Origin of the sequence: Pseudoalteromonas sp. 2CM41L, assembly GCF_023161905.1 — a bacterium.
Taxonomy (GTDB): Bacteria; Pseudomonadota; Gammaproteobacteria; order Enterobacterales; family Alteromonadaceae; genus Pseudoalteromonas; species Pseudoalteromonas atlantica.
This window is the reverse complement of the sequence record NZ_JALNTN010000020.1, coordinates 17,330-32,015: the sequence shown is the minus strand read 5'-3', so window position 1 is coordinate 32,015 and position 14,686 is coordinate 17,330. Positions and strand designations below refer to the sequence as shown.

At 41.7% G+C, this 14,686-nt stretch carries 14 protein-coding genes; 6 read left to right on the top strand and 8 right to left on the bottom strand.

Annotated features, from left to right (window positions below):
* Positions 1-70 precede the first annotated feature (70 nt).
* Positions 71-1,123 carry a formimidoylglutamase gene (locus MTF64_RS17940; protein WP_248452210.1) on the bottom strand — a complete coding sequence of 351 codons (1,053 nt, stop codon included), beginning with the start codon at positions 1,121-1,123 and terminating at the stop codon, positions 71-73.
* A 77-nt stretch (positions 1,124-1,200) separates the two neighbouring features.
* Positions 1,201-1,698, bottom strand: coding sequence for a ribonuclease E activity regulator RraA (gene rraA / locus MTF64_RS17935; protein WP_004589330.1), 498 nt, complete (start codon positions 1,696-1,698; stop codon positions 1,201-1,203).
* Between the two features lie 202 nt (positions 1,699-1,900).
* Here rraA and MTF64_RS17930 point away from each other — a divergent pair, with 202 nt between their 5' ends.
* The 3 genes from MTF64_RS17930 to MTF64_RS17920 all read left to right on the top strand — a co-directional run bounded on the left by MTF64_RS17930 (position 1,901) and on the right by MTF64_RS17920 (position 5,444).
* Positions 1,901-2,440: a phosphatase PAP2 family protein gene (locus MTF64_RS17930; RefSeq protein ID WP_029771744.1), complete on the top strand. Its 540-nt coding sequence runs from the start codon at positions 1,901-1,903 to the stop codon at positions 2,438-2,440.
* Entirely contained in the window at positions 2,437-3,474 is a 1,038-nt protein-coding gene (locus tag MTF64_RS17925; RefSeq protein WP_024031313.1) for an MJ1255/VC2487 family glycosyltransferase, read from the top strand. The genes MTF64_RS17930 and MTF64_RS17925 overlap by 4 nt, the downstream gene beginning before the upstream one ends.
* Positions 3,475-3,563: 89 nt before the next feature.
* Positions 3,564-5,444 (top strand): methyl-accepting chemotaxis protein, encoded by a 1,881-nt coding sequence (locus tag MTF64_RS17920; RefSeq protein ID WP_004589333.1) that lies wholly within the window; start codon positions 3,564-3,566, stop codon positions 5,442-5,444.
* Between the two features lie 31 nt (positions 5,445-5,475).
* Here MTF64_RS17920 and MTF64_RS17915 read toward each other — a convergent pair whose 3' ends face one another.
* The 5 genes from MTF64_RS17915 to priA all read right to left on the bottom strand — a co-directional run bounded on the left by MTF64_RS17915 (position 5,476) and on the right by priA (position 10,576).
* A complete protein-coding gene (locus MTF64_RS17915) occupies positions 5,476-5,850 on the bottom strand; it encodes a gamma-butyrobetaine hydroxylase-like domain-containing protein (RefSeq protein WP_004589334.1) in 375 nt (124 codons plus the stop codon).
* A 62-nt stretch (positions 5,851-5,912) separates the two neighbouring features.
* On the bottom strand, positions 5,913-7,241 hold the full coding sequence (gene hslU / locus MTF64_RS17910; protein WP_004589335.1) for an HslU--HslV peptidase ATPase subunit: 1,329 nt from the start codon (positions 7,239-7,241) through the stop codon (positions 5,913-5,915).
* A gap of 11 nt (positions 7,242-7,252) precedes the next feature.
* A complete protein-coding gene (gene hslV, locus MTF64_RS17905; protein ID WP_004589336.1) occupies positions 7,253-7,771 on the bottom strand; it encodes an ATP-dependent protease subunit HslV in 519 nt (172 codons plus the stop codon).
* A gap of 79 nt (positions 7,772-7,850) precedes the next feature.
* Positions 7,851-8,378: an SPOR domain-containing protein gene (locus MTF64_RS17900; RefSeq protein WP_248452208.1), complete on the bottom strand. Its 528-nt coding sequence runs from the start codon at positions 8,376-8,378 to the stop codon at positions 7,851-7,853.
* Positions 8,379-8,389: 11 nt separating this feature from the next.
* Positions 8,390-10,576, bottom strand: a complete 2,187-nt coding sequence (gene priA / locus MTF64_RS17895) for a primosomal protein N' (RefSeq protein WP_248452204.1) — start codon at positions 10,574-10,576, stop codon at positions 8,390-8,392.
* A gap of 232 nt (positions 10,577-10,808) precedes the next feature.
* On the opposite strand from priA, the gene rpmE reads away from it, so the two are divergent.
* Together rpmE and MTF64_RS17885 are read left to right on the top strand one after the other, a co-directional pair.
* Positions 10,809-11,024, top strand: a complete 216-nt coding sequence (gene rpmE, locus MTF64_RS17890) for a 50S ribosomal protein L31 (protein WP_004589339.1) — start codon at positions 10,809-10,811, stop codon at positions 11,022-11,024.
* A gap of 520 nt (positions 11,025-11,544) precedes the next feature.
* Positions 11,545-12,786 (top strand): malic enzyme-like NAD(P)-binding protein, encoded by a 1,242-nt coding sequence (locus MTF64_RS17885; RefSeq protein WP_029771819.1) that lies wholly within the window; start codon positions 11,545-11,547, stop codon positions 12,784-12,786.
* Between the two features lie 61 nt (positions 12,787-12,847).
* Here the strand turns inward: MTF64_RS17885 and metJ are convergent, their stop codons facing one another.
* Positions 12,848-13,168 (bottom strand): met regulon transcriptional regulator MetJ, encoded by a 321-nt coding sequence (gene metJ, locus MTF64_RS17880; protein WP_004589341.1) that lies wholly within the window; start codon positions 13,166-13,168, stop codon positions 12,848-12,850.
* A gap of 268 nt (positions 13,169-13,436) precedes the next feature.
* On the opposite strand from metJ, the gene metB reads away from it, so the two are divergent.
* Positions 13,437-14,684 carry a cystathionine gamma-synthase gene (metB, locus tag MTF64_RS17875; RefSeq protein WP_248443248.1) on the top strand — a complete coding sequence of 416 codons (1,248 nt, stop codon included), beginning with the start codon at positions 13,437-13,439 and terminating at the stop codon, positions 14,682-14,684.
* Positions 14,685-14,686: the final 2 nt, after the last annotated feature.

Genomic DNA, 14,686 nt, shown 5'->3' with positions numbered 1-14,686 from the left:
ACTCACCATTTTAGCTAAGCTAGTAAGGCAATTCTGCGCCCTTAAAAAATGCAGCGATTAATTAAGCTAATTACAAGTAACGCGTTTTTGCATGTAAGTAGGCATTAACTAATGCACTAATAATTTGCCCACAGCTTTGCATACCTGCTGTTAACCCAGCTGGGTGATTTAGCGGTGCAGCTTCACACAAATGTAGGTAGCGGGCAGTGCTGTGTTTTGCTGTTAAATACACATAATGCTCAGCATCACTAACGCTAAAGCCGCAGCATGTATACGCGCTGGCCGGTAAAAATGAAATACTGTCTAAGTCGAGTTCAATACCAAGTGGCGCATTATTAAACGCTGCTAAGGCGTGCTGTACGGCATTGGTTAGTGATATTTCTCGGCGTATATTAATAGCTTGATAGCTGTGAAAACTACATTGATTTTGCGCGATTAAGTCAAAAATGGCTTGGTTATTTTTTTGCTCATGCAGGCCAATAATATGATATTGCTGCAATGCATTGTTCCTCAAAGCATAGCTAAAACCATTGCCGCTGTGGCGACCTTCGCAAGGCCGTAAATCTGCATGGGGATCAAAATTTATAGCGTTAACTGAAGCCCCACTATGTTTGCTTAAAGCACTGAGTATGCCAAAGCTATTATTGTGCCCACCGCCGATAATAATAGGCTCAAGGCCCGCATTAAATATAAGCGTTAATACCGCCTCTACTCGCTCATCTATTGTTGCGCATAGTTTGCGTAGTTGGGCCAGCTCTTCAGCATGCTGGTTATTTAAGCCTTGCGCTTGCGCCATTACATCATCAACGTCAATTTCGCCTAACAGCAATACCTGCTGGGTCGCGTTAAACTGGTTAACTGGTTGGTTCAAAAAGTATTGTAAAAAAGCGGGCCAAGCTTGATGTGAGCCGCCATTGCCTAAATTAGCGCGAGGGCCTATATCTTCACATATACCAAGTAATACGTAGCGAATACCAAATTGCGCTGCATCGTTAAGGGCTTGTTGTACATTTACATGGGTGTCTAATAGGGCAACAGACTGCCAAGTTTTTGTTTCGTTAACGCGTGTGGAGCAATAGGGTTTAACGGCGTTTTCATCATACACTTTTAAGGTAGGGTGCACTGTGTTGAATCCGTGTTGAGCAGCAAAAATTATTCGTGGTGGCGTAAGCAGTGCTCTATTGAGCACTGCTTGTTACTTTATTCTTCGATAACTTCTAGTTCAAGTTCTTCTGCTGATAATACAATGCCAGTACTATCTGCATAGATAAAATCGTCATCAAAAAACGACACACCAGCAAAGTTAACGCCAATGCCATCTTCACCAGCGCCTTCGCTGTCGGCGGCCACAGGAATTGATGCAATCGCTTGAATACCTAAATCAATTTCTTCTAACTCATCTACATGACGCACAGCACCAAATACAATAATGCCGTTCCAGTTGTTATCAAGCGCAAGCTCTGCAAGTTCAATGTCGATAAGGGCGCGTCGTGTTGAGCCACCACCATCGATAAGTAGTACTTGATCAGTACCGTCTTGTGAGAGTATTTCACGGATCAGTTCATTATTTTCAAAACATTTAACCGTTTTAATTCGGCCGCCAAACGTGTGTCGACCACCAAAGTTGATGAACATCGGTTCAAGCACGTCAACCACATCGGCAAAAAAGTCACATAAGTCAGAAGTGCTGTAATCCATTATTTTATCCTCAAAGGGTACATAAGTTACCCTCAGTATACCCTCCTTATATGCAATAACAACGACTTAATAGCAGTAAATTTATTCAAAAAATGCCGAAATTAGAAATGGCAACAATAGTGTCTTAAAAGCGTCACTCAATTGTTATTTTCTGCCACTAAGCTTTAACTATGGTTAGATATTGTGCAGCTAAGGGTAAATAATGAACGACAATAACGTGCTTAAAAAAATGGCTCAAATGGATGAACAACTCTTTTTAACTCTGTTTAATTATAATTCACCCAAATGGCTGAAAACGGCTGCGCTTGGTTTATCTAAAAGTGGTAATGGTGGTTTATATTTACTTATGTGTGGCGCTGTTTGGTGGCTAAGTACCAATGAGCAGCATCAGTTATTGCCAATATCGGTGTTACTGGGGTTTGCAATTGAAAGGCCTATTTATTTTTTAGCAAAACGTAGCTTTGGCCGAATCCGCCCCTGTGATTGCTTAGTCAGTAATGCGTATATTGTGCCTAGTGACAAATTTAGTTTGCCTTCGGGACACAGTGCAGCAGCATTTTTAGTTGCGGTAATATTGAGTCACTTTTTTGCAGAGTATGCGTGGCTTTGGTTTAGTTGGGCATCGGGGGTGGCGGTTTCTCGCGTAGTATTAGGCGTACATTTTCCGGCAGATATAATAATTGGCGCTGTTATTGGCAGTTCATGTGGTCTATTTGCGCTTGCTTTGGTGGTGCCTGTATGAAGATATTATACGGCATACAAGGCACAGGTAATGGCCACATTACGCGCGCCCGTGTTATGGCAAGTTGTTTTAAAGAGTTAGGTATAGATGTAGATTACGTTTTTTCAGGGCGCCCTGAAAAAGACTACTTTGATATGCAGGACTTTGCTGATTACAAAACGTTTCGAGGGTTATCGTTTAGCACTAAAAATGGCCAAGTAAAAAGCTATCAAACATTAAAAAATGCCCGTGTGTGTAAGTTAGTTAACGATATAAAATCATTTAATGTAAAAAAATACGATTTTGTCTTAAATGACTTTGAGCCTATTTCAGCTTGGGCTGCAAAGCGTGCAGGCGTGCCTGTAGTTGGTATTAGTCACCAGGCGGCCTTTTTATCTAATAGCGTGCCTATGTTTGGCCGCGGTTTATTTAGAAAATCTCTCATTAAGCACTACGCGCCAGCAAGCACCTATTTAGGCGTACATTGGCAGCCCTTTGCAGATAATATTATACCGCCCTTTATTGCAAACCATGACCATGGCAATCCTGTCGCCGTTATGAATAAAGTGCTGGTGTATTTACCCTTTGAGAACCTCGACAACATTATTGATTATTTAAAGGACTTCCCAGAAAAAGAGTTTTACTGTTACCACCCGCATGCGCAGGATAAATCCCTTGGGCATATTCATTTGCGCACTCCTTCACGAGCGGGGTTTTTAAACGACTTAGCAAATACCAGTGGCGTAATTGGTAATGCAGGCTTTGAGCTGGCAAGTGAGGCCTTAAAGCTTGGGAAAAAATTATTACTTAAACCTCTTGATGGTCAGTTTGAACAAGATGCAAATGCACAAACATTGCGGGCGATGAAAATGGCCCATGTAATGAATTATTTAAACCCGCAAGCGCTGGATGATTGGAATAGTGCCCCGCAAAACAAACAAATTAATTTTCCCAGTGATCCTGCCCCTTTGGTTAAATGGCTACTTAATAAACAGTGGCATGACACTCACTCATTGCATAAAGATTTATGGGGGAGTGTTAATCTAAAAGCATGAGTTATATGTATAAAAAGTTAATAAAAAGTTCAATATAAAGCGCCAGAACGTACTACACTATTAGTGCATATTAAATATAGGTGTTTTCAATGAATTTTTTACAAAACTTAACCATTAAAAGGCGTTTGCAACTTAATGCAGTGGTAGTCGGTCTGGCAATGGTCATTTTGTTGTGTGTGATAATTTATGAGTCACGCGTAACACTCAATCTGAATAAAACAATTCAGCTTGCAGAAGAGCTCAACGTACATGCACTAGAGCTTAGAAAGCATGAAAAAAACTTTCTTTTTTACAAGCAGCAGGAAGCACTTACATCATTTGATAAGGATTTTAAACAGCTAAGCACTAAAATCAAAAAGCTGCAGGAGGTAATGCAACAGCAGGGCATTACCACAGCGCAAATTGAGCATTTTCATACGCTTATTACTAACTACAACAACAATTTTTCAGAGGTTGTTAGGTTACAGCAACAGATAGGTTTAAACCCTAAAGATGGGTTGTATGGCAAGCTCAGAACTGCAGTGCACGAAGTTGAGGTGCTATTAAAAGAGCAAGATAACTTTGAGCTTTTATCGGCAATGCTACAGCTGCGACGCGCTGAGAAAGATTTTATGCTGCGCTTTGATGCAAAATACTTAACTCGCTTTAACGAACTTATTAGTACGTTTAAACAAAAAATTACCCAAGCTGATTTGCAAAGTAGTTATAAGTCGCAAATAAGCCCTTTAATAGATACGTATCAAAGTGCTTTTCAAAATCTTGTAAAGGCACAAACGCAGTTAGGGCTAGATTTAGACTCTGGTGCACTAGGCGTTATGCGTATTAACGTAGAAAAAAGCGATCAGGTTGTTGGTCAAATTGTTGAGTCAACCAAGCTGGAAGTTGAGAAAAGCGTTGACCAAGCGCAGTTTATTGCCATCGTTGTATTTGTTATTTCGGGGATTATAGTGTTGGCGCTGGTGTACTTTACTAGCCACTCAATTATTGTGCCTATTGAGCGGGTATATCACACCATAAACGACATACGCCGTAATAACGACTTAAGCGTAATGATAGAGCAAACAGGTAATGATGAAGTTACCATTATGACGTCGGACTTTAATAGTTTAATAGGCGATTTTAAAAACCTCATAAACGAAGTGAATACCGCGCTTAATACGTTAAATGTGGCAACAGAGCACTTATCTGAAAGTACCTCTGCAACAAGTTCAGGCATGCAAGAGCAGTTACACGAAGCGGATATGGTTGCCACTGCGGCTACGCAAATGCAGGCAACGATTCAAGATATTTCTCATAATACCGAAGCTGCTGCTAAAAAAGCAGAGTCAACCAATCTAAGCGCGCAGCAAGGGCGTAATGAAGTAGACTCTACGGTTAAGCACATACGCGATTTATCTTCGTCGTTAGGTAACGCATCAAGTGTGGTATCGCAACTTGAAAAAGACGGTGAAACCATAGGTTCTGTGCTCGATGTAATCAGAGGCATTGCAGAGCAAACCAATTTACTCGCATTGAATGCCGCGATAGAAGCCGCTCGTGCTGGGGAGCAAGGGCGAGGATTTGCTGTTGTGGCGGATGAAGTACGCTCGCTTGCGCAACGTACACAAGAGTCTACCAGTGAAATTGAAGGCATTATTAATACGCTTCAGCAGCGCACGCAAGAGGTAGTAAGTATTATGCATCAATGTCGCTCGCAAGGTGATGAAAGTGCTTCACAAGCTATTAAAGCGGGTGATTTACTGGGTGCTATTACCGAAGATGTGCAAACCATAATGGAAATGAGTACTCAAATTGCCGTTGCTATTGATGAGCAAAGTCAGGTGGCATCAGAGGTGAACAAAAATGTAGTACGCATTAGAGACATTGCCCAAGATGCCTCTGAGCATGCAGTTAATAATGCGCAAACCAGTGAAGAAGTCTCTGAACAAGCGCGCGTATTATTTGCGGCTATTGATAAATTTAAAGTGTAATACAGTGTAGCGTTTAAAAAGCCAATAAGGTTTAGGGAACAAACTTTATTGGTACGCTATCTTTGTTTTGTTCGTGCTCGGCAAGACGCGCTTGGTATTTATCCCACAAGGTTTCGTGCTGCGCTTGTAGTGTTTCAAAGTAGCTCCAGCTAAATAGCCCGCTGTTATGGCCATCATCAAAGTCTAATCTCAGTGCGTAATGCCCCACCGGTACAATCTTTTTTATACCAACATGTTGTTTATTAAGTACCAACTTCATTGGCTCTGCACCATGCCCTTGCACTTCGGCCGAGGGAGAGTGAACGCGTAAAAACTCGCAGCTAAATACAGCCATACTGTCATCATCAAAGTAAACATCTAGGTTTTTACTCACGCTATGATAATGCACTTTTGTTACGTGTTTCATTTTATATATCCCATTAAAAAGCCCCCAACATGGAGGCTTTTAGTATAGTATTTTCGCCTACCTTATAAAATAAAGCGGCTTAAATCTTCATCTTCAACTAATGCGCCTAAATGTTTTTCTACATAAGCGGCATCAATAGTAAGGGTAGAGCCTGCTTGTTCAGATGCATCGTATGAAATTTCTTCCATTAGCTTTTCCATTACCGTATGTAAGCGACGAGCACCAATGTTTTCGGTTTTCTCGTTTACCTGCCAAGCGGCTTTAGCAATGCGCTCTATTGCATCATCGTTAAACTCAACATTTACTTGCTCAGTTTTAAGCAATTCACGTTGCTGCTCAGTAAGGGAAGCATGTGGCTCGGTAAGAATTCGTTTAAAGTCATTAGCACTTAGTGCTTCAAGCTCTACACGAATAGGTAAACGACCTTGTAGCTCAGGGATCATGTCTGATGGTTTAGCCATTTGGAACGCACCCGATGCAATAAATAGCATGTGGTCTGTTTTCACCATACCGTGCTTAGTATTAACGGTTGAGCCTTCAATTAGTGGAAGTAGGTCGCGTTGTACACCTTCACGGCTAACATCTGGGCCTGACGAATCGCCACGCTTACAAATTTTGTCTATTTCATCAATAAACACAATGCCGTTTTGCTCTACTGCAAAAATAGCCTGCTCTTTTAGCTCTTCAGGGTTAACTAATTTAGCGGCTTCTTCTTCGGTTAATAACTTAAAGGCTTCTTTAATTTTTAACTTACGCTTAGTACGTTTGTCGCCACCCATGTTTTGGAACATGCTTTGCAGCTGGTTGGTCATATCTTCCATACCAGGAGGCGCCATAATCTCTACATTTGGCTGTGCTTGCGCTAGATCTATTTCTATTTCTTTATCATCAAGCTGGCCTTCGCGTAATTTTTTACGGAATGTTTGACGAGTAGATGAGTTGTCATCGCGCTGCGTTTCACCGTATTGATCTTTAGCCGGTGGTAAAAGTGCATCTAAAATACGCTCTTCTGCTGCTTCTTCTGCACGGTGTTTAAACTTTTTAGTTTGTTGCTCGCGGGTCATTTTAATTGATACATCAACTAAATCGCGAATGATAGTCTCTACTTCTTTACCAACATAACCCACTTCAGTAAATTTAGTCGCCTCTACTTTAATAAAAGGCGCATTAGCGAGTTTAGCTAAACGGCGGGCAATTTCAGTTTTACCGACACCGGTTGGGCCAATCATTAAAATGTTTTTAGGGGTTACTTCGCTGCGTAAGTCATCGTTTAGTTGCATACGGCGCCAGCGATTACGCAGGGCAATAGCCACGGCTTTTTTAGCATTAGCTTGACCAATAATATGCTGATCTAACTCGTGTACAATTTCTCTTGGGGTCATAGCAGACATAATGGGTCCTATTATAATTCTTCGATTGTTTGGAAGTTGTTGGTAAATACACAGATGTTGCCAGCAATGGTCAGGCTTTTTTCTACGATATCGCGAGCGCTTAAATCGGTGTTTTCTAATAGGGCAGTGGCTGCTGATTGAGCAAAGTTACCACCGCTACCAATAGCAATTAAATCGTTTTCTGGCTGCACTACATCACCATTGCCGGTGATAATTAGTGAAGCAGTTTCATCTGCAACCGCAAGGAGTGCCTCAAGCTTGCGTAAAGCTCTGTCGCTACGCCAGTCTTTGGCCATTTCTACAGCGGCTTTAGTGAGGTTACCTTGGTGCATTTCTAGTTTGCTTTCAAAGCGTTCGAAAAGGGTAAAGGCATCAGCAGTACCGCCGGCAAAACCAGCAATTACTTTGCCATTATAAAGGCGTCGAACTTTACGGGCGTTGCCCTTCATTACGGTATTACCAAGTGAAACTTGGCCGTCGCCACCAATTACTACTTTATTGTCGCGGCGTACACTTACGATAGTGGTCATGTTATTCCTCATCATCAAGCTGCGGGGGCAGCTTGTAAAAAACGATTATGATGAGGTTATATGGGTGAATGGACTAATTTCAAGTCCAGCCCCAAATTCCGCAGCTAACAACATGCACTCGCTTGAGTTTGTTTTTGTCGCTTTCGGCTTGGCGCTTTGTTTTATAAGGGCCTAAACGCACTTTATACCAAACACCATTAGTACCTGTGGTCTTTTTAATTTCAGAAATTAAGCCCGCAAAGGCAATTTTAGCTTTGAGGGTTTCGGCTTGTGCGTGTGTTCTAAACGACCCACACTGCATAACATAGGGGCCTTTTTGCTCAATTTCTCTTACTTCAACTTGGATCTCGTGCTCTTTAATTTCTTCAATGAACTTAGGAGCGCGAGGTTTAGCTATTTCTACTTTTTCAGCTGTTTTAGGGTGCGCCTGCTGCTCAACAAGCTCAGGGTCGGCGTTATTTTTAATAAACCATAAGCCGTAAGCAAAGCCGCCTACAAACAAAACAGTAATAACAACTAAAAGTATAGGAAATGGTTTTTTAGCAGGGGCTTGCTTGGTGTTTTTTCTACCCGCTGGTTTTTTATTAATATAATCGTGCTGTGCCATTTGGCTTTAACCTAAATCATGTCTATAGGGTCAACATCAAGACTCCAGCGCACTTTTTGTGCAAGTTTGCTGGTGCTTAAATAATCGACCATTTGCGCAAGATACTGATGCAATACTTTGCGGTCTTGCGCTTGAATATGCAATTGAAACCGGTACATACCCGCCACTCTTTCTAGTGGAGCAGGAATTGGACCGAGCAATTGTATACCAGATACACCGTTAACAGGAACCAAATCCGTCAAAAAATCGACAACGAGCTTAATACTGTGCCCTTGTGCTCTAACTATAGCCATATTGGTAATGGGTGGAAGGTCGGCATCATCACGCTCACTTAAAGCAAAACGGGCAAAATCTTGGTAGCCATTATTTACTAAGTCCTGCAATAAAGGGTGTTCAGGAAAGTGGGTTTGCAGTAATACTTGGCCTGGCTCACCAGAGCGACCCGCGCGCCCAGCAACTTGAGTTACCAGCTGGGCTAAATGCTCTGTGGCTCTAAAATCGCACGAGTACAAGCCGCTATCTACATCTAATATAAGCACTAAGCTAACATCGGCAAAATGATGACCTTTAGCCAACATTTGTGTGCCCACTAAAATACGCGCCCCGCCTTGGTTTATCTCCTCTAAGGCTTTTTCTAAGCTCCCTTTACGGCGGGTTGAATCGCGGTCGATGCGGGTTACGGGTGTATCGGGGAATTCACTCGATAAAAATTCTTCAATTTGTTCGGTGCCTTTACCGTTAGGAAAAATTTGTGTGCTACCGCAATCAGGACACTGGTGAGGTACTGGGTGTTGCTCTCCACAGTGGTGGCAAATCATTTGGCCAATGGCTTTATGAAAGGTTGCGCTGGTGCTGCAGCGATTACACTCACTCAGCCACCCGCATTCGTGACAAATTAGCGTAGGAGAAAAGCCACGACGATTTAAAAACACCATAACTTGCTTACCACGGTTTAAATGTTGGCGCATAGTGGCAAGACTTGCGTGTGCAATACCCGCTTGGTCGGGCTGGCCTTTCATATCGAGCAACATAAACTGATTATCGGTCGCAGTTTGTGCGCGCTCTGTAAGGCTTAAAAGTTGGTATTTGTTGTTTATAGCTTTGTGCAGTGTTTCGAGCGCAGGGGTGGCACTGCCTAAAATAAGCGGTATTTTGTGCTGAAATGCCCGATAAGCGGCTAAATCGCGTGCGTGGTAGCGTAAAGTATCCTGCTGTTTAAATGAAGAGTCATGCTCTTCATCAACCACTATCATTCCTAACTTTAAAAAAGGTAGAAAAATACTCGAACGGGTACCTATTACAATTGCGCAGCTGCCTTTTTCGCAAAAACGCCATGTTTGCAAGCGTTCGTTATCGGTTAGGGCAGAGTGCCATAGCATAATTGGCGTATCGGGAAAGCGACGACGAAATCGGTTAACAGTTTGTGGTGTTAAGCCTATTTCAGGCACCAGCACTAAGGCTTGCTCGCCACGTTTAAGGACTTCTTCTAGGCATTGTAAATACACTTCGGTTTTACCACTGCCTGTCACACCTTCTAATAAAAAGCTCTTAAAGCCAACACTTTGATTTATTGTAGTGCACGCTACGGCTTGCTCTTTATTTAGTACTGGCTTGGTGCCGACTGTGGGCGCAACGCTTTGCCATTGATTATCATGCTCAATGCTTTGGGTTATAAGCTCTTTACCTATTAAGGCATCTATTGTTTTTTTACTAAAGCCGAGCGCTTTTAGCTCGGTTATCGACGACTTACCCGATTGCGCGAGTTGCTTTAATAAATTTAGCTGAGTTTTCGCTTTTAATGATGGAACCTTTGCGCCTTTTTCGGTAAGGCTAATCATGTTAATGCTGGTTTTATCTGGGTTTTCACCTTGGCGAAGCGCACCTGGCAGCGCAATGTGTATGGTTTCGCCGAGCGGATAGCAATAATAGCGTGCAGTAAAGCTAAGCAGTTCTAAATGCTGTGATGATAAAATAGGAGTTTGGTCAATAACCTCAGTAACCGCTTTAATTTTGTTATCTGGTACGTCGGTATGCGTTTTAAGAGCGAGAACAACCGCTACTTTCTTTTGATTGCCAAAAGGCACTAAAACACGCATCCCTGGCATAATAGGCGCCGAGGGCGAGATGAGTTGTTCATCTATTTTATAATCAAAGGTGCGTGGTAACGGAACTTTAATAGCAACTTCAACAAAACGCATAACAACTCATGTGATAAAGGGTAATAGCTTAATGTACTAAAAATAAGGCTAAAAACCTACATACAAATGGATGCGGTAGCGCTGGTTGGTTACTTTTTTGGCAAAAAGCGTAATTAAAGCTTGTGCGGGACAAGCTAGTTGGATAAAATCCGCGGCCTATAAATTTGTTTTAACGACGTATGGTGCCAGACTTCGGGTTTGGAGAGCGATGCGGCCTTAACTAGAGGTTCCTATGAAAGAAGGTATTCACCCTAAGTACGAAGCAATTTCTGCAACATGTTCATGCGGAAACAAATTCGAAACTCGTTCTACTCTTTGTAAAGACATTCACCTAGACGTATGTTCTGCGTGTCACCCGTTTTACACTGGTAAGCAAAAGATTTTAGACACTGGCGGCCGTGTTGATCGCTTCAACAAGCGCTTCGGTGCACTTAGCAGCAAGAAGTAATTATTGCTGTTTAGTAAAAAAAGCACCTTAGGGTGCTTTTTTTGTGCCTAAAATTCATCATTTTTACGAAAAAATTACCGATTGTTGCCGTACTACGTGTGCATAACTATTTCCTGTTCTTATTCTGAATATGCATAAACCTTTGCAGACAAACTCACAATTCTTCTCTATATTTTTTATACGTTAATTTTTAACCAAGCTGCTAAAAGTGCTTATCGTGGCGATATTTGTTTTTAACGGTGATAAACGCGCCATATTGGTGCATTTTACTATTTTAATATTCTGCTATTTTACAAAAATATTGGCAGGGCAAAATGAACCTCAAAAAGCACTTTTTGAATGAATTTTTATTTGTTTAATATTGATAACTTTTAGCGAAGTTGCTGATAAATCACTTAAAATTAACGGATATAGCATATAACAGGATAGACCTGATATTGCTTGGAATTTAAAAATAATAAGAGTATCTTAGCCCCATACTCCCTCTCACTTAACTTAAATTGCAGGATACCATCGCGTTATGTCAGATTTTCGTGAACAAGCATTACACTACCACTCTCACCCCGTTCCAGGCAAAATCAGCATTGAGCTAACAAAACCAGCCGAAACGGTGCAAGACTTAGCATTAGCATACAGCCCTGGTGTTGCAGAGCCTGTGCGCGAAATTGCAGCAGACCCAGCCAATGCATATAAATATACCGGTAAAGGTAATATGGTTGCGGTGATCAGTAATGGTACGGCAATTTTAGGTTTGGGTAATTTGGGGCCATTAGCCTCTAAACCTGTTATGGAAGGTAAGGCGCTTTTATTTAAACGTTTTGCTGGCTTAGATTCTATTGATATTGAAGTTAAGCATCGCACCACCGAAGACTTTATAAATACAGTGGCTAATATTGCCGACACGTTTGGTGGTATTAACTTAGAAGATATTAAAGCGCCAGAGTGTTTTGAAATTGAAAAAGCACTTATTGAGCGTTGCAGTATTCCGGTTTTTCATGATGACCAACACGGTACCGCTATTGTAACTGCGGCAGGTATGCTTAACGCCTTAGAAGTGCAGGGCAAATCAATAGAAGATGCCATTATTGTATGTTTAGGTGCAGGCGCAGCAGCGGTTGCTTGTATGGAGCTGTTAATTAAGTGTGGTGCACTGCGCGAACATATTTATATGCTAGACCGCAAAGGGGTTATTCATACTCGCCGCGATGACTTAAACGAATACAAACAGCTTTTTGCTAACAATACAGATAAGCGTACTCTACAAGATGTAATTGCTGATGCTGATGTGTTTGTAGGTGTATCGGGTCCTAACTTACTTGCACCTGAAGATCTAAAACTAATGGCCGATAAGCCAGTGGTGTTTGCATGTTCAAACCCAGATCCTGAAATTGCACCTGAGCTTGCGCACAGTGCACGTAAAGACTTAATTATGGCAACGGGGCGTTCTGATTTCCCTAACCAAGTTAATAATGTTTTATGTTTCCCGTTTATTTTCCGTGGTGCACTTGATGTACGTGCAAGCGCAATTAACGATGAAATGAAAATAGCCGCTGTTGAAGCTATTCGTAGTATTGCTAAAGAGCCAGTGCCTGAGCAAGTATTAAAAGCAGCGGGTGTAGAAAAGCTCGAATTTGGTGCAGATTACATTATTCCTAAACCGATGGACCCGCGTTTATTACCACGTATAGCCAAGGCGGTTGCTATTGCTGCTGTTGAATCGGGCGTAGCACAAATTGACTTACCGGAAAATTATATGGCGTAATATATAGCGCTTAAACAAAAAAACCTCAGCATGCTGAGGTTTTTTTGTTTAAAAAGACGTTTTATTCTTCGTCTAAAATAGGCACTTCTAAACCCATTTCTTGCATTATTTTTTTAACTTCTTCAGGTACTTTTTCTGCGTTATCTTTACGTAGGTCATCATCATTAGGTAATGGCTGGCCTGTAAAGGCATGCAAAAACGCTTCGCATAGTAACTCGCTGTTTGTTGCATGACGCAGGTTGTTTATTTGACGACGTGTACGCTCATCAGTTAATACTTTTAATACATTTAGCGGGATCGAAACGGTGATCTTTTTAACTTGCTCTGATTTTTTCCCGTGTTCTGCGTATGGGTGAATATACTCACCATTCCATTTAGCCATAAGATGTATCGTTGCCTCAGATTATTAATTTCTCACACGGCGTAAAAAGCGTGTAAATATGCGTGAAATTCTATCGTTTTAAAAAAGATAGTCAAATAATAGATAGCAATCTATCTTAATAAGCTGGCTGTAATAGTAAATACAGCCTCATTGAAGCTTTACACATCTGTTATTTTTAGCCATCTAGAGCTTTAAAAGCTTTGACTTATTATAATGGATAACTTACTCTTTTAGACGTCTAAACATCCAAATTAATCAGGTGACGAATATGAGCGAAAAAAACAAAGCAACCATTGCTGTACGAAATGGGGTTGATGCCGATAAACATCATGGCGCCGTTGTACCGCCAATTTATTTATCGACGACTTATTCGTTTGCCGATTTTGATACTAAGCGCGCATACGACTATGGACGCAGTGGTAATCCTAATCGCGATATTTTAGCTGACACTCTAGCAGAGCTTGAAGGTGGCGCACGCGGAATTATTACTGCTACGGGCATGGCAGCAGTGCACTTAGCCACACAGTTATTAAATAACGATGATACATTGGTTATTCCTCACGATTGTTATGGCGGCAGCTACCGTTTATTTACGTCGTTAGAAAAGCGCGGCTTGCTTAAACTTAAAGTACTTGATTTAACTAAACCAGAAAGCCTAGAACAAATTTTAACCATTAAACCTAAATTAATTTGGATAGAAACACCAAGTAACCCTGTGCTGCGCCTAACGGATATTAAAGCCGTGACGGATATAGCAAAACAGTGCGGTGCATTAGTGGCCGCCGATAACACCTTTTTATCACCGGCATTACAAAACCCAATTAAGTTTGGCGTAGATATTGTTGTGCACTCAACCACTAAATATATAAACGGCCATTCTGATGTTGTAGGCGGTGCAGTTGTTGCTGCAACACAAGAGCTTGGTGATGAGCTTGCTTGGTGGGCCAATAACATTGGTATTACCGGCGCACCATTTGATAGCTATTTAACGTTACGTGGTTTACGTACTTTAAATGTGCGTTTAAAACAGCACCAAGAAAATGCCCTGGCAATTGCTAAATACCTAGAAAGCTCTGAGTATGTTAGCCAAGTTTACTACCCAGGCCTTGAATCGCATCCTCAACATGCGCTTGCTAAAGCCCAACAGCTCGGGTTTGGTGGTATGGTTAGTTTTGATATTAAAGGCGATGTGAATGATGCTGCGGCGTTTTTAACAAGCCTTAAAGAATTTAGCTTAGCAGAATCGTTAGGTGGAGTTGAGAGTTTAATTTGTCATCCTGCGACCATGACTCACGCAGGTATGGACGCTCAAGCACGTTTAGAGGCGGGTGTGGGCGATACGCTAATTCGTATTTCGGTCGGTATTGAAGATGTAGAAGACCTACTGGCTGATTTTGAACGTGTATTTAACTTAGTTAAACCTGGGCAAAATAAAAATGTAGGGCGCGTTGGTAAAGCTGCAGGCAATGCCAATGGTGATGTAAAGCAGCAGGCTGCTCATCCAGCGTTGTGGTGATT